Below are 16608 nucleotides of genomic sequence, written 5' to 3'. Positions count from 1 at the left end.
AGGAGAGGAACGCCATGGAGAATGTGATCGATAACCAAAAGGAAAGCGAAGCGCTGCAGCAGCGGCGCCAGCAACATGATAAGGCCAAGCGAAAGCGTTCGCGGCGGATGTGGCTGTTGATCGTGCCATTTTTGGTGCTGGTCGTGGCCTTCAGTTATTACCCGCTGTTCGGCTGGGTCTACGCGTTCTTTGACTACGAGCCACCGATTCCGCTGCGCGACAGTCAATTCGTCGGCATGCAGTGGTTCAAGATGATGGTCGCCAACTCCACGCAGGTGCGCCAGTTGATGCAGGTGCTGATCAACACCTTCGCGATGAGCCTGCTGAACATTGCAACGTCGTTTTTCCCGCTATTATTTGCCATCGGACTGAATGAGATTCGCAACAAGCATTTCCGCAACATCATTCAGACCTTGACCACGCTGCCGAACTTCATTTCTTGGGTGCTGGTCTACTCGATCGCCTTTGCGATGTTCTCCACCAACGGCATGGTCAACGACCTGCTGCAAAACCTCAATGTGATCGCGGCGCCGATCAAGTTCCTTGATTCCGACTCGTTGACGTGGATCAAGATGCTGCTTTGGAGCACGTGGAAGGGTCTTGGCTGGGGGTCGATCATATACCTGGCGTCCATCTCCGGCATCGACCAAGAGCTTTATGAAGCGGCGCGTGTCGATGGCGCCAGCCGCTTCCAGCTGATCCGCTACATCACCATCCCGGCGCTGATGCCGACCTTCTTCGTGATGTTGATGCTGTCGGTCTCCAACTTCCTGAACAATGGCATGGATCAGTACTTTGTTTTCCAAAACGCGTTCAACCAGACCCATATCCAAGTCCTTGACCTTTACGTTTACAACGTCGGCATGGGCCAAAACAGTCTGTCGTACGCGACTGCGATCTCAATGCTGAAGAGTCTCGTGTCCGTCGCCCTTCTATGGATCGTCAACATCGTATCCAAGAAGACGCGCGGCGCGTCGATCATTTAGAAGACGGAGGTAAAAAATTATGTCTAATATTGAAAAAAACGAGACGACCCCCGGCTTCAAAGCGTTCAGGGTGTTCAACATCATTTTCTTCGTCCTGTTTACGTTGATCTGCTTTTATCCATTTTACTACCTGATCATCAACAGTATCTCGGCGAATGACCTTTCCGCAGACGGGCTCATCAACTGGTTCCCGCGCAAGATCCATCTTGAAAACTATGTCCAGGTCTTGCAGCTCTCTGGCCTTGGCACAGCGGCGCTGGTCTCCTTGGGCCGGACGGTGATCGGCACGGCATTGACCGTGATCGCCTCCTCCTTCCTGGGGTACATGTTCACCCGCGAAGATATGTGGCACCGCAAGTTCTGGTACCGCTTCGTGGTCGTCACCATGTACTTCAACGCCGGGATGATCCCGATGTTTATCACGATGAAAAACTTAGGCTTGACCAACACGTTCTGGGTCTATGTCCTCCCAGCGATCGTGCAACCGTTCAACATTATTTTGGTCAAGACCTATATTGAAAGTCTCCCGAAGTCGCTTGAAGAAGCGGCAGCTCTCGATGGTGCGACGACTCTGCAGACATTTATCCATGTCATTTTGCCGAGTTGTACACCGATTCTGGCGACCGTCGCCATTTTCTCCGCTGTCGGTCAATGGAACTCATTTCAGGATACGCTGCTCTATATTACTGACGACAAGCTTTATTCCCTGCAGTATCTGCTGTACCAGTACATCAACCAAGCAAGTTCGCTTGCGTCTATGGTCCGCAACGGCGGTGGGGTCGCCGCGGTGGCAAGTGCGGCCCAGTCTCAGACACCGACCTCGATTCGCATGACGGTCTCGGTCGTTGTCGTCCTCCCGATCTTGTTCATCTATCCAATGTTCCAACGTTACTTTACTAAGGGGATCATGCTTGGCGCTGTCAAGGGTTAACGTGTATCAGGCGTTTCAAAAAAATTGGAGGTAAGAAGTAATGGATAAGAATTCGACCTTGTTCAAGTCTGTTGTATCTGGCATCAAAAAGGTTGCGGTAGTCGCAACCGTTGCGCTGGCTTCTGTCGCACTCTTTGCTTGCAGCTCCTCTTCGGCTGACAATTCATCCAAAAAGGCTGAAAAAGATGACGGCAAGCTGATGACGGTCACCGTCTATGACGACTTGGCCAACTATCAGGGCTTGGCCAAGGGTTGGTTTGCGCAGTATGTCCAAGACAAATTCAACATCAAGCTTAAGATGGTCGCCCCAAACGTTGCCGGGGGCGGCAACACACTGTTTGATACCCGCACCGCGGCCGGCAATCTGGGCGATCTGATCATCACCGGGACCGGCCATGTCAACAAGTTGGTCAAGGCCAACCTGTTGACCGACATGACGCCATACTTGGACGGGATGAAGTACATCAAGAAGTATGATGGCGCGACCAAGGCGATCTCTGACTTGGCGGACAAAAAAGGCACATGGGGCATTGCCAGTTCCGTTTCCTCAGGCTCCCCAACCGAAGCCTCTGAAGGCCTAGAAGCAACCACCGTGCCATATATCCGCTGGGATCTGTACAAGAAGATCGGCTATCCGACCTTGAACAACACAGATGATCTGTTGAATGCCTTGAAAGAAATGCAGACAGAGGCCCGCAAAGAAGAAGGCAAGAAAGACATCTATGCGATCTCCCTGTTCAAGGATTGGGATGGCGCCTCGATGCAAAACGCCGGCCAGAACCTCGCCTTTTACGGCTGGGAGCCGACCAACTACGCTTTGGCAAAAGGCAATGGCTCCAAGTATGAAAGCCTGATCGCCAACAACAGTCAATACGTTCAGGGACTGGAATTCTTGAACAAGGCGCAGCAAATGGGCCTTGTTGATCCAGAAAGCACGACCCAGAACTGGGATACGATGTATGCGAAGTATCAGGCTGGTAAGGTCCTCTTCTCCTACTGGTCATTCCTGGGCCAAGGCGCCTATAACACCAGCGCCAACATGGCGGCTGGCAAGGGCTTTGAACTGGCCCCTCTCAAAGGCATGAAGGTCTTCTCTAACGGGAACATGCCAGATGGCAACACGACCTTTATCGGCATTGGCTCTAAGGCAAAGAACAAGGCACGCCTTGTGAAATTCATCAACTGGCTCTACAGCCCTGAAGGCGTTCAGGTTCAACAGGCCCAAAGCACCGGCTACTCCGCTGGGATCAAAGGCTTGACCTGGAAGATGGATGGCGACCAACCTGTTTTGACCGACTTTGGTAAGAAGGCGCTGCTTGAAGGCGGCTCCGTCAAGATGCCTGCCAAGTATGGTTCCGGCACTTGGAAAGACGGCATCTCCACGTTGAACTTCGTTGCTGTGATGCAGTACGACAAGGATCCAACCACCGGTTACAAGTATGGGTATGTGACCTGGCCTTCTGTTTTGAAGATCAACGAGACCAAGTTGTCCAAGGACTGGTCTGAACACATGGGCGGCGCAACTTCGACCATGGATTACCTCAAGAAGAACAACGAACTGTTGGTTGCGGCCGGCGTTTCCTACACCGCACCGGAAGATCCTGCAACCGTCGCAACGACGCGTGGCTCTGTCCAGACACAGATCGTTTCCTCTTCCTGGAAGATGGTCATGGCCAAGAACGACACCGAGTTCAAGAGCCTGTTGACCAGCATGCAAAAGACGGTCAAGGGTCTTGGCTACGACGATGTGTATAAAGTTGACCTCAAGAATTCCAAGGCCAAGAACGCGGCCCGTCAAAAGGTCATCGAACAGTACAAAGACGAGAAGTAATTGCGGACTTTCGCAATAACTGAGTCGTCGATGAACGGCAAAATAGTGCGGGGTGACAAACGTCGCCCCGCATTTTTTATTGAATGTGGGCAAGCCTGTTGGCAAACGGGATGCGCAAAGAGGCGTCATCGAAGCGCTGTCAATTTTCGGCAAAAAGCCCACAATACATATAGTACGCAAGTCGCAGCGCCGCGCAGTTTCGCTTCTGGCGGCCAGCGGCGAGGAAAATGGGAGAGGTGCACAATGGCAAAAACAGTCGCAGAGATTCGCGCGATCAACGAGGCGGGTTCGTATCACGCAGATTGGGCCAGCTTGAGTCAAATGCCGGTGCCAAAATGGTTTCGGCAGGCAAAGTTTGGTATCTTCACGCACTGGGGGCTTTATACCGTGCCGGAATATTCAAACGAATGGTATTCACGCAACATGTACATCAAGGGGATGCCCGCCTATGAGCATCACATCAAGACGTATGGGCCGCAGCGAGATTTTGGCTACAAGGATCTCATCCCGCTGTTCACCGCGCCGAAGTTTGACCCGAATGAATGGGTCGCCCTGTTCAAAAAGGCCGGGGCGCAATACTATTTTCCCGTCGCTGAACATCATGACGGCTTTCAGATGTATCAGTCGGACCTGTCGCATTACAACGCGGCGGAAATGGGGCCGCACCGCGATATCATCGGTGAGTTGCGGCAGGCGGCGTTGGACGCGGGGCTGCATTTCTGCACGTCCAATCACCGCGCCGAACACTGGTGGTTCATGAGCCACGGCAAGGAATTCGACTCGGACATCAAGGAGCCGCTGCACAAGGGCGACTTCTACTGGCCGGCCATGCCGGAGCCCAACAACCAGGACCTTTATTCCAAGCCGTATCCGACCACGGAATACCTAGATGACTGGCTGATGCGCGTGTGCGAGCTGATCGATCACTACCAGCCGGAAATGCTGTATTTTGACTGGTGGATTCAACACGAGGCGTTCAAGCCTTACCTCAAGGAGATGACGGCCTATTACTATAATCGGGCCACCGAATGGGGAAAAAATGTTGGCATCTGCTACAAATACGATGCGCTGGCCTGGGACGACGGCATTCCGGATGTGGAGCGGGGCGGCTTTGAGCAGCAAAAGCCCTTCTATTGGCAGACCGATACCGCCATCGCGAATAACTCATGGTGTTATACCGACGACCTCGATTATAAGGACACCAACGAGATCCTGATCAGCCTGCTGGATGCCGTGGCGAAAAACGGCAACCTGCTCCTGAATGTTGGCCCACGGGCGGATGGCTCGATCGCCGAGACCGACCGTCGCATTCTCGGGGAGATTGGGGACTGGCTCAGCGTCAACGGCGAAGGCATTTATGGCAGTACCTGCTGGAAATTGTTTGGCGAAGGCCCGACCAACATCAAGGAAGGCATGTTCCAGGATCTCTCTGGGCTGCATTATGGCAGTCAAGATATCCGCTACACCGCCAATCACGGCAACGTCTATGCCTACATCCTGAATCCGGAAGGCAAAACAGCTGTGACCCTGACCGCGTTTCGGGCGTTTGACGACGCCGATCAGCCCGCGTTCCACGCGCCGATCAAGGACGTGGTGCAGTTGGGCAGCGCGCCCGTTGACTGGCACATCGATGCGGCGGGGCTTCAGGTCACGATCAACGCGACTGACGCGAACCGACCGCTTGGGTTGAAGATCATTGTGGAGTGAGAAAAATGAAAACTTTTGTCAAAACGATCAAAACGGCGCTGTCCGATAGCGCCAAAGTGTCTGGCTATGTCCTCGATAATTCCACGGAAATGGCGCCGAACCGCCAGCGCAAGACCATTGTGCTGTGCCCGGGCGGCGGCTACGTGATGACCTCGGATCGCGAGGCCGAGCCGGTTGCGATGCAGTTTTTAGCGCTGGATTGCAACGTGTTCATCCTCCGCTACAGCGTCGCCCCGGCCCGCTATCCGGTGGCGCTGCTGGAATTGGCCGAGACGATGCGGCTGGTGCGGGCCAACGCGGCGGACTGGCATGTGGACCCCGACCGTATCGTGGTCGCCGGCTTCTCCGCTGGCGGGCACCTGGCTGCCGATCTCGCCGTGCAATGGGACCGCGATCTCGCGACTGAGTACGGCTTCGACCCCGCTGCCATCAAACCCAATGGCCTGTTTCTCGGCTATTCGGTGATCTCCTCCGGCCCATTTGCCCATCAAGGCTCCTTTGAAGCCTTACTTGGCGACAAATACGGGGATGAGGCCCTGATGACCAAGGTCTCGCTTGAAAAACAGGTCACCGCCAGCGCCCCGGCCAGCTTTATCTGGTGCACGGCAACGGACGATACGGTGCCGATGGAAAATAGTCTCTTGTTCACCAGCGCGTTGCATCAGGCCGGTGTCTCCGTTGAGCTGCATCTTTTTCCGCAAGGCGGCCACGGCTTGTCGCTGGGCACCGCGGTCACGGCGATCGCCGACAACGGGTATGGCATTCAGCCGCAAGTCGATCAGTGGCCGGCGCTGTTTGCCAGCTGGCTCGCCAATAATATTTAGGAGGCTGACATGAATTATCTTTGTTTTGATGTCGGTGGCACCTTCGTCAAGTATGCGGTGTTGACCGACCACGCCGAATTTATTGAAAAAGGGAAGTATCCGACCCACAGTGAAGTGCCCGACCAATTTTTTGCCGACATGGCGACGGTGGCCAAGCGCTTTCCCGAGATTGCAGGGGTCGGGATCAGCTTCCCAGGCTTCGTCGACCCGGCGACCGGCGTAGCCAAACGCGCCGGGGCATTGGGGCAACTTGATGGCTTCAATCTGATCGCCCATTTCAAGCAGGCCCTGGGCAACGCGGACCTGCCTGTGGCGATCGACAATGATGCCAAATGCGCTGCGCTGGCGGAACTGCTGAATGGCAACGCGATGGATGTGCGCAATTTTGCGGTCTTGACGCTGGGCACCGGTGTCGGTTGCGGCATTGTGCTGGATGGCAAAGTCCTGCACGGCGGGCATTTCCGCGCCGGGGAGTTTGGCATGTCCATCACCGATTTTCAGGCGCAAGGCTACGCGACGCTGCACGACATGGCGGCGACCAGTTCGCTGGTGCGCGCCTTTGCCAAGGCGAAAGGGCTGCCGTTTGAGCAGGCCTCGGGTGAAATGATCATGGCCGACCTGCAGGATCCCGTCACGAACAAAGTCGTGCGGACCTGGGCGCAGCATGTGGCCGTCGCGATCTTCAACCTCGTCGCGACCATCGATCCGGAGCGCATTTTGATCGGCGGCGGCATTTCGAAAAATCCGAAGATCCTGCCGTTTATCGAGGCGGCCCTGAACGAAAATCCATTCTGGGGCGAATTTCACACCGACCTGGCGCTGTGCAAACACGACAACGATGCCGGCTTGCTGGGCGCGCTGTACATCGCCTTGCAGAACCATTAACGAAGGGAGTAGCTCATGTATTACGACAAACTCGATGATTTTCCGCCTGATTTCCTGTGGGGCGCCGCCAGTGCCGCCTATCAGATCGAAGGCGCGTATGACGAAGATGGCAAAGGCCCGTCGATCTGGGATGTGTACGCCCATCAACCGGGCAACACCTTCAACGGCACGACCGGTGATGTCGCGATCGACCATTATCACCACATGGCAGAAGACGTCGCGCTAATGGCGAAAATGGGGCTCAAAGCGTACCGTTTTTCCGTCGCATGGGCGCGCGTGATTCCCGATGGCGACGGCGCGGTGAATGAGGCCGGCCTCGATTTTTACCGGCGGCTGATTCGCGAACTCAAGCAAAACGGCATCGAGCCGGTTCTGACGCTGTATCACTGGGACTTGCCGCAAGCCCTGCAGGACAAATATGGCGGCTGGGAATCGCGTGAGGTGATTCCGGCTTTTGCCAAGTACTGCCGCACGTTATTCACGGCGTTCAAAGATGATGTGAAGTACTGGGTCACCTTCAACGAGCAAAATGTGTTCACCGGCCTCGGCTATCGGTGGGGCAACCATCCGCCGAAGGTTCAGGATGTCCGCCGGATGTTCGCGGCGAACCACATCGTGAACCTGGCCAACGCCATCGCCATCAAGCTGTTCCATGAGCTTGTGCCAAACGGGCTGATCGGGCCGAGTTTTGGCTACGGGCCGGTCTATCCGCTGACCGGCGCCCCAACCGACGTTTTGGCAGCCGTCAACGCCGATGATTTCAACAACAATTGGTGGCTGGATGTGTACTGCCGCGGGGAATACCCATACTTTATGGAAAAAACGCTGACGCGCATGGGCCTCATGCCGGATGTGACCGACGCGGATCGGGCACTGCTTAAGCAGGCGCATCCCGATTTTCTGGGCATCAATTATTATCATGGTGGCACCGTGCAACAAAATCGCCTGGAAAAGCCGGTGGCCGAGGCGGCGAAGAAGGATTTTTCCGCCACGGACCCGTATCTGATGCAGCCCAAAGAAGATCAGGCGCAGTCGCCTGAAGTGCCGATGTTCAACGCGGTGGCCAATCCGTATCTGAAAAAGACGGACTGGGGCTGGGAGATCGATCCAGTCGGGTTCCGCGTCGGCCTGCGCCAAGTCTATGAAAAATACCGACTGCCGCTGTTTGTGACCGAAAATGGGCTGGGCGCCGTCGACCAATTGGCAAATGGCGAAGTGGATGACCAATATCGCATCGACTACCTGGCCGCCCATTTGCGGACGATGAAGGAAGCCATTACCGATGGCGTTGAGATGATCGGGTATTGCGCCTGGAGCTTCACGGATCTGTTGTCCTGGCTCAATGGTTACCGCAAGCGGTACGGCTTTGTGTACGTCGATCGCGATGACGACGGGCCAAAGCAGCTGCGCCGGATCCCGAAGAAGAGTTATTACTGGTATCAACAGATCATTGCCCAAAATGGGGCGCAGATCACGGAGGCCACAAAATGACATTGAACGATATCCCGCTGTTATTCGGCGGTGATTATAATCCGGAGCAGTGGCCGGAAGAGACATGGGAACAGGACCTCAAGCAGTTGCAGGCGGCGCACATCAATTCGCTCACGCTGAATGTTTTTTCATGGGCGCTGCTTCAGCCGGATGAAACGACGTATGATTTTTCCCTGCTGGACAAGATCATGGCGCTGGCTGGGCGCTACGAGATGACGATCGTGTTGGCCACTTCGACCGGCGCACTGCCGGCCTGGATGGTGAAAAAATATCCAGACGTCGCGCGCACCGATAGCAATGGCCGCCACGCGGGATTTGGCATGCGCCACAATGCGTGCCCAAGCTCCCCGCATTTTCAGCAGCTGGCCACAGCGCTGGTGACCCGGCTGGCGGCCCGCTACCACGACGCACCGGGGCTGGTCTGCTGGCACATTTCAAATGAATATGGCGGCCAGTGCTACTGCGACAATTGCGCGGCGGCTTTTCGCAGCTGGCTTCAGGCCCATTATGCGGATCTGGATGCGGTCAATACGGCCTGGAACAGCAATTTCTGGAGCCACACATTCCATGATTGGACGGAGATCGACCCACCGATGCACCTGACGGACATGATCGATGCCGGTAGCGATAAGCCTGTTTTGGCCGGGGCGGCGCTGGATTATCGGCGCTTTCAATCCGACGCGATGCTGGCGAACTTCAAGATGGAAAAAGCGGTGATTCGGGCGGTTGATTCAACGACGCCGATCACCACCAACCTGATGAGCACCCAGCGCGACCTCGACTACTTCCAGTGGGCCAAGGAAATGGATATCGTGTCCTGGGACAACTACCCGAGTTTTGACACGCCAAGCTCCGAGACCGCGATGAAGCACGACCTGATGTATGGGGTCAAGCAGGCGCCGTTCATGCTGATGGAGCAAACGCCAAGTCAGCAGAACTGGCAACCTTATTGCGCCTTGAAAAAGCCGGGCGAGATGCGCTTGTTGTCCTATCAGGCGCTGGCACATGGGGCCAACACCATCGAATTTTTCCAGATGAAGCAATCGCGCAATGCCATCGAAAAATTCCATGGCGCCGTGATCTCCCATGTCGATGCCGGCGGGGCGCACGAGTCTCGCGTGTATAAGGAAGTCCAGCAGCTCGGTGCGGAGCTCGCGGCCTTGCCGACGGATCTGCGCCGCAGCAAGAATGTCGCCAAGATCGGGGTACTGTTTGATTGGCCGAGTTTTTGGGGCGTGGAATATGCCACTGGCCCGAGCCGGCAAATGGATTACGTCCAGCAAGTGCATACTTATTACCAGATGGTCTATGATGCGGGGCTGGATGTCACGATGGTCGGCCAGGACAGTGACTGGTCGCAGCTCGACATTTTGATCGCGCCGGTGATGTATATCGCGGGGCAGACGGTCAGCGATAAGATCGCGGCCTTCGTGAAAAATGGCGGCACGTTCCTGACCACCTATATGTCCGGCATCGTCGACGACCACGATAATGTCTGGCTTGGCGGGTACCCGGGTTCCTTGACCGGGGTGCTCGGCCTCTGGAATGAAGCCTTTGACGCCTTGCCGCCGGACACCACAGTCGGCGTCCAACTGGCGGATGGCCCCGCCGTGCAGGGCCAATTCCTCTGCGACATCATTCACCCGGATGGGGCCAAAGTGCTCGCGAGTTACCAGGACTCGGCGCTGTTTTACAACGGGGCGCCGGCCCTGACGGCGAACCGGTATGGTCAGGGAACGGCCTTTTATGTCGGGACGCAACTCGATGAGGCAGGATTGGCGCATTTGATGGGCCGGCTGCTTGAAGCGGCCGGGCTGCCGGCTGCGGCGACCCGCTTTGATGGCGTCGAGATCACGCACCGGGTCAGTGCCACGGATCGGTACACGTTTATCCTGAACGTGACCGGGACCTTGCACACTGTTGCCAACCCGGATCTGGATGGCGTCGATCTGTTAAGCGGCACCCCGTTGCCAGCAGAAGTCACGCTGGCGCCTTATGGGGTGGCGATCTTGCAACACGCACTTTAATGCCTTGAAAAAACGCACCATGCGTGGCCCTTGCATCGCCTTGTTGAGACGAGGCAGGGCTGCGCTGGTGCGTTTTTTTGCGTTTTTGGGGGTGTGCTAGGCGCGGGCGGCGGCGCGATAGTCACTTGGCGTCAGGTGCATGTGGGCCTTGAACCGCTTATTAAAATAGGAAATGTTGCCAAAGCCACAGGTCAGAGCGATCGCGCTGATTGGCTGGGCAGTCTCGGCAAGCAGCTCGGCGGCGCGCGACAGCCGCTCCTGCGTGATGCTGGTGGTCAGCGTTGTCTTCGTTGCGGCCTTATAAATGCGGCAAAGGTGACTTTCGCTGAGATGAAATTGGTGCGCAAGAACGCTGGCGGACAGCGGTTGGTCAAAATGCGTCCGAATGTACGTCAGCACGTTTTTCACCAGCTGAATCTGCGCGGGGTCTTGATCGAAGCTGGTGGCACGCCCGCGGCTGGCGCCAAAAAGGGTCGCCCAGGCAAGCAACACCTCGGCTTTGATCGTCAGTTCATAGGCGGGGCCGTGCGTCAGGTCAGCGGCGCGAATCGCCTCCAGTGCCTGCCGCAGTTGGGCGTACCAGGCATCGCCAGGGGTGGTCACCGGCGGCAGCGTGCGTGCACCTGTGAGCACCGCGTCGAGGTACTTGGTCTGAATCGTATCCGCCACGCTACTGGCCACCAAGCTGGGATCAAACACCACGGCAAAAAACGCGAAAGGCTCACCCACCGGGGCGGTAAAGGCGTGCAGTTGGTCGGGCGCTACAAAAACGATATCGTCTTGGTGAACTTGGTGACTGACGCCATCAAGATGAAACGTCGCCGCGCCTGCTGTCACGACCAGCAGCTCCACTTCCGGATGCCAATGGGCGGGCACCCGTTCTTTGCGCGCGGCATCGCTTGGAAATTCATGGACGCGAAGCGGAAACAAAACCGTGCCATGGGGTTCTTTTTCACGAAGCGACGGATCGGACATTTGATCACCTTCTGAGCAAGATCGTGTTAGCGGTTGCGAAAACACGTCAAGAAATTTTGCATGAAAACGCTATATTTTAAGTATAGCCGATTGTCGGTCATAAGTAACTGACAAGAATGTGTTAGCTTGTTTGCAAAAGGAGGATCCACATGCGTTTTAACGAAGAGAAACAGGCCCTGATCGCCAAAAATGGCAACGAGACGCTGCGCATCGAGGCGTGGGGTAAGGATGCCTTGCGTTTGCGGGCGACGGAATATCCGGCGTTCACCGGGAATGACTGGGCGCTCAGCGAACCGCTGACCCCGCAGACCGCGCTGGTCACGATCGACGAGGCGAAAAAGACGGCGGCAATTCAAAATGGTCGCCTGAAGGTCACCATCACCCCAAGCGGCGTGCTGACGTTCTTCAAAGACGACCAGGAAGTGTTGCGCGAATATTATCGCAATTATGATGGCAGCGTGACCGACGAGAGTTACTGCATGAAGGTCGTGAACCGCGACTGGAAGCCGATCATCGGCGGCGACTACGGGCTGACCGTGCGCTTCAACGCCAACGACGATGAGAAGTTCTACGGCATGGGTCAGTATCAGCAGCCCTATCTCGATCTGAAAGGCTGCACCCTTGAGCTCGCCCAGCGCAACTCGCAGGTCTCGATTCCGTTTGCCGTTTCCAGCCTCGGCTATGGCATGCTGTGGAACAACCCGGGCATCGGCACCGCGAATTTTGCCAAAAACAAGACTGAGTGGCACAGCGACGCGACCAAGGAAATGGATTACTGGTTCACAGTCGGCGACACCCCGAAGCAGATCGTGGCAAACTATACGTCAGTGACTGGCCGCGCGCCGGAAATGGACAGCAGTCTCCTCGGGCTGTGGCAGTGCAAATTGCGCTACCGGACCCAAGACGAGGTGCTCGACGTCGCTTGCCATTACAAGCAGCTCGGCATTCCGCTGGACGTGATCGTCATCGATTTCTTCCACTGGACGCGCCAAGGCGATTGGCATTTTGACAAAGATTATTGGCCGGATCCCAAGGCGATGTGCGACGAGCTCCACGCGATGGGCACCAAGGTCGTTGTTTCTGTCTGGCCGTCTGTTGACCGCAAGTCTGAGAACTTCCAAGAAATGTTCGACAAGGGCTATCTGATCCGCACCGAGCGCGGCAGCATTCAGACCTATGATTTCCAAGGCGATTGTCTGGAGATCGACGTCACCAATCCCGAGGCGCGCCAGTTCATCTGGGATAAGTGCAAGCAGAATTATTATGATTACGGCATCGATATGTTCTGGCTCGATAATGCTGAGCCCGATTATGCCATCTATGATTATGACAATTACCGCTACTACCTCGGCCCGGCGCTCGAAGTCACCAACATCTACCCGCAGCTCTACGTCAAGGCCTTTGTCGATGGCATACGCACGGTGGATCCGGATAAAAAACAGTTGGCGCTGGTTCGCTCTGCCTGGGCGGGCAGTCAAAAATTGGCGACCCTTGTCTGGAGTGGGGATGTGCCAAGCACATTTGCGGCCTTGCGCGACCAGCTTGCGGCTGGCCTGAACATGGGGCTTGCCGGTATTCCGTGGTGGACCACAGACGTCGGCGGTTTCATGACTGACGACTGGCAGGACCCCGACTTCAAGGAGCTGCTTCAGCGCTGGTTCGAGTTCGCCGTTTATTCTCCGGTCCTGCGCATGCACGGCGATCGCGGTCCGCATGACATCAAGCCGCTTTCCGACTCCGATCATGGTGGCGGTAGCCTCTACACCGGCCACAACAATGAACTCTGGAGCTACGGCGAGGACGTCTACAAGGTCCTGCGCAACCAGCTCGACACCCGCTGGGCCCTCAAGCCTTACCTGGAAAAATTGTATCAGGAAGCTTCCGAGAATGGCTCGCCGCTGCTCCGGACGATGTTCTACGAGTTCCCGAATGATGAAAAGACTTGGGAGCTGGCCGACCAGTACATGTTCGGCGCCGATTATCTTGTGGCCCCGATCTTGAAGCTCGGGCAGCGTGAGCGCGAGGTCTATCTGCCGGCTGGCAAATGGGAGAATGTCGATACCCATGAGACCTTTGACGGCGGCCAGACCGTGACAGCCGCGGCCCCAATCGAGCGGATTCCGGTATTTAAGAAGCTCAGCTAACGATTTTGATCGTGACTGCCTGCCATGTGCCTTCCAACATGGTGGGCAGTTTTTATGTCGTAGCGGCAGTTGTCGTGGACTGTTTGTGCGTTGCAAGCCGAGATAGATGGAATTTTTTAAAAAAACTCAAAACTTGAATAACCGGTCGTCTATCGTGCGGTCAATTATGCGAAAACCCAATTTTCGAAGAATCGAATTTGAACTATCTCATCGAAGATGCGATAATCCGTATACCAGCAAAAAAGGGAGGAACCGCCGATGAGTTATTTACCGTTGAGTAAGTTCAAGTATAACAATGATGGCTCTGGTCGAAAGCCCCCTCAGGAGATCGAAGCCGAGTACCGTGCCCGGTTATCGTGGCCGTCCACGGTCACGACGGCGCTTTATCCCGCGTTGGCTGAGCCAGGACTACTCGATGACGCCGCGATGCAGCAACGTTCCCTTGCGACCGCGAAGTATCCCATCTTCTTTGTTGAGACGAAGGAGATCAATTTTCAACTCAGCCGTGTCCAGCGGTTATCCGCGCAGATCATGGCCCTCGCAAGTTCGCAGGGGGTGCCGAACGTGGCGATCGACCAATACCTGAAGTCGCTGCTACAAAACGAGATCATTTTCACCAATGATATTGAAGGCGTGCAGACCGATCCGCGTGAGATCGGGAGGATCATCGGCAGCCTCAAGAAGCGGCCGGGTAAAACGGAGCGACGGCTGGAATCAACGATCAGAAAGTACAATGATTCGATCTCTGGTAGAATGCGGCAGATCACGCAACTTAGCGATTTTCGGGCCATCTATGATGAGCTGCTGAAGGGTGAGATCGCGGCGGACGCGCTGCCTGATGGCGATCGCTTTCGCAACAAGTTTGCGTTCATCGGTTCGTCGACGCATGCGGTCCACATTCCGCCGGCGACTGAGGACCAGATCGAGGTGGCGCTGGAACAACTGCTGGTGTTCATGAATGACGATGCTTATATTTCGGTGGAAAAAGCGATCATCACGCATTTTATGTTTGAAAATACGCACCCATTTGCGGATGGCAACGGGCGGATGGGCCGATACTTGCTGTCGTCCTATCTTTCCAGCAAGCTTGATCCGTTCACTGGCTTATCGGTCTCGACGGCGATTCATCGGAATTTGCCGACCTACTACAAGCTGTTTCAGGAAGCGGACCTGCTTGAAAATCGGGGGGAGCTCACCTTTTTCATTCAAGGAATGCTCTCGATCATCGAAGCGGGCCAGCGCGATGTTCTGGACGAATTACAAGCGCGGCGCGAGCGGCTTCAGGCGGCCAATGTGTATCTTCATTCTCGCGGCACCGCACTCAATGAAGAGCAGCGCCAGATCTGCTACGTGTTGCTCCAATCGCAGCTATTCACCGAAAATATCACGTATGGGATTCAGGACCGGCAGATTCTCGATATTTTTAAACAGCGCGGCATTCCCAAGGCGCGAACGAAGCGCAATCTGGCCATTCTTGAACAACGTGGCTTGATCGAGACTGTTTCGAAGAATCCGCTTCAGCACGTGATCGCCGAAAATGCCCGCACCCAGTTGGCGCAACTGGCCGACACCTCAGAATGACGCTTCTATTTGTTTTTGCGCTGAGCGGCAAAATGCGTTCTGATTGCCATTTATATAGAAGAAACACGTTAAGGAGGTCCCCATGACCATCAAGCTCATTGCGTTTGACATCGATGATACGCTTCTGTCCTCGGCTAAGGTGATTCTGCCCAGCACCATCGCCGCGGTGCACGAGTGCCTGGCGCGCGGGCTCAAGATCGTCTTGTGCACCGGACGCCCGCTGGCAGGCGTCGCGCCGTTTTTGGCCGAGCTGGGCGTGACCGGCGACGACCAGTATGTGGTGACCTACAATGGCGCCGTCACCGAAACGGTCAGCGGCCGCCTTATCATCAGCCACCTCATCGACCGCGCCGGTTATGCGGCGATGACCGATTTTGCCGCAGCGCATCGACTGCCGTTCAATGTGGTGGATCCGCAAAGCGCCATCATCACAGCCGACCACGACCTCGACCCAATGATCGTCGTCCAAGCCTATGAAAATCGGGCCGGTGTGCTGATTCGGGAGCCCGGTGAAATGCCGGCCGATTTTGCCATTGCCAAGGGCGTCTTTGTGGGCACGGAAGCCCAGCTCGATGCGGCGGAAAATGCGGTGCGGGTGGCATTTTCGCCGCGCTTCTCTGTCATCCGCGCCGGCCGCCAGTTTTTGGAGGTGATGGCGCTCGGCATCGATAAGGGCAAGGCGCTTCTTGCGTTGGGTGAACAGCTCGGTATTTTGCCTGAAGAGATGATGGCGTTCGGCGATGAAGAAAACGACCTCGCGATGTTTGATGCGGTGGGCACCGCGGTCGCGATGGGCAACGGGACAGATGTGGCGAAAGCACATGCCGACGTGGTCACTGCCTCAAATGACGAGGATGGCATCGCTAAGGCGTTGGCGTCATTGGTGTTGGGGGATACGGGCGTGTAGGTCGGTGGCGTCGTGTGCCGACACTCCTGGTGACAATCGTGGTCGGCCATGTTACGCTAGTTGTAGAGATGATGACCAGACAAAAAGAGCGCGGCTGCAACCGCGCCTTCGAGAGTAGACGCTCTCACAGTATGGTGATCCCATTCTGTTAATACGACAAAAAGCCGCTAACTCTCTTGTGCGATAATCCCTTTGTGGTTGTCAGATGAAATACAATAATTCATCTGGTAATCATGGAGGGGTTTTTGTATGCCCAGATCAAAGCACACAGCCGAGGAGAAGCTTGCCATACTAAATGAATACCAACAGTCAGGTCTTC

Annotated in this window: 12 protein-coding genes; 11 read left to right on the top strand and 1 reads right to left on the bottom strand. The window is 55.8% G+C overall.

From position 1 onward, the window contains the following. The first annotated feature begins 14 nt into the window (after positions 1-14). The 8 genes from JUE67_RS11375 to JUE67_RS11340 all read left to right on the top strand — a co-directional run bounded on the left by JUE67_RS11375 (position 15) and on the right by JUE67_RS11340 (position 10682). Positions 15-986, top strand: coding sequence for an ABC transporter permease (locus tag JUE67_RS11375; protein ID WP_191988586.1), 972 nt, complete (start codon positions 15-17; stop codon positions 984-986). 19 nt (positions 987-1005) lie between these two features. Further along, the gene (locus tag JUE67_RS11370) at positions 1006-1917 is read left to right on the top strand and encodes a carbohydrate ABC transporter permease (protein ID WP_203628416.1); all 912 of its coding nucleotides are present in this window, start codon (positions 1006-1008) and stop codon (positions 1915-1917) included. 40 nt (positions 1918-1957) lie between these two features. Continuing rightward, positions 1958-3748 (top strand): extracellular solute-binding protein, encoded by a 1791-nt coding sequence (locus JUE67_RS11365; RefSeq protein ID WP_125696752.1) that lies wholly within the window; start codon positions 1958-1960, stop codon positions 3746-3748. A 243-nt stretch (positions 3749-3991) separates the two neighbouring features. After that, a complete protein-coding gene (locus JUE67_RS11360) occupies positions 3992-5455 on the top strand; it encodes an alpha-L-fucosidase (protein ID WP_203637165.1) in 1464 nt (487 codons plus the stop codon). Positions 5456-5460: 5 nt separating this feature from the next. After that, positions 5461-6279, top strand: a complete 819-nt coding sequence (locus tag JUE67_RS11355) for an alpha/beta hydrolase (protein WP_203628418.1) — start codon at positions 5461-5463, stop codon at positions 6277-6279. Between the two features lie 9 nt (positions 6280-6288). Continuing rightward, positions 6289-7164: an ROK family protein gene (locus tag JUE67_RS11350; protein ID WP_203628419.1), complete on the top strand. Its 876-nt coding sequence runs from the start codon at positions 6289-6291 to the stop codon at positions 7162-7164. 15 nt (positions 7165-7179) lie between these two features. After that, entirely contained in the window at positions 7180-8655 is a 1476-nt protein-coding gene (locus JUE67_RS11345) for a glycoside hydrolase family 1 protein (RefSeq protein WP_203628420.1), read from the top strand. After that, a complete protein-coding gene (locus JUE67_RS11340) occupies positions 8652-10682 on the top strand; it encodes a beta-galactosidase (RefSeq protein ID WP_203628421.1) in 2031 nt (676 codons plus the stop codon). The genes JUE67_RS11345 and JUE67_RS11340 overlap by 4 nt, the downstream gene beginning before the upstream one ends. A 96-nt stretch (positions 10683-10778) precedes the next feature. Here JUE67_RS11340 and JUE67_RS11335 read toward each other — a convergent pair whose 3' ends face one another. Continuing rightward, complete coding sequence (locus JUE67_RS11335) at positions 10779-11657, bottom strand: AraC family transcriptional regulator (protein WP_203628422.1); 879 nt, start codon at positions 11655-11657, stop codon at positions 10779-10781. A gap of 149 nt (positions 11658-11806) precedes the next feature. Between JUE67_RS11335 and JUE67_RS11330 the strand changes: the two genes are divergently transcribed. From JUE67_RS11330 to JUE67_RS11320, 3 genes are all read left to right on the top strand, one after another. Beyond that, positions 11807-13801 carry a glycoside hydrolase family 31 protein gene (locus tag JUE67_RS11330; RefSeq protein WP_203628423.1) on the top strand — a complete coding sequence of 665 codons (1995 nt, stop codon included), beginning with the start codon at positions 11807-11809 and terminating at the stop codon, positions 13799-13801. 258 nt (positions 13802-14059) lie between these two features. Next, complete coding sequence (locus JUE67_RS11325) at positions 14060-15382, top strand: Fic family protein (protein ID WP_203628424.1); 1323 nt, start codon at positions 14060-14062, stop codon at positions 15380-15382. Between the two features lie 82 nt (positions 15383-15464). Then, positions 15465-16289 carry a Cof-type HAD-IIB family hydrolase gene (locus JUE67_RS11320; RefSeq protein WP_203628425.1) on the top strand — a complete coding sequence of 275 codons (825 nt, stop codon included), beginning with the start codon at positions 15465-15467 and terminating at the stop codon, positions 16287-16289. The last annotated feature ends 319 nt before the right edge of the window (positions 16290-16608 follow it).

The organism is Lacticaseibacillus mingshuiensis (assembly GCF_016861785.1).
GTDB classification, from domain to species: domain Bacteria; phylum Bacillota; class Bacilli; order Lactobacillales; family Lactobacillaceae; genus Lacticaseibacillus; species Lacticaseibacillus mingshuiensis.
Note: the sequence above shows the minus strand (reverse complement) of the source record. Positions and strands in the feature narration are given on the sequence as shown.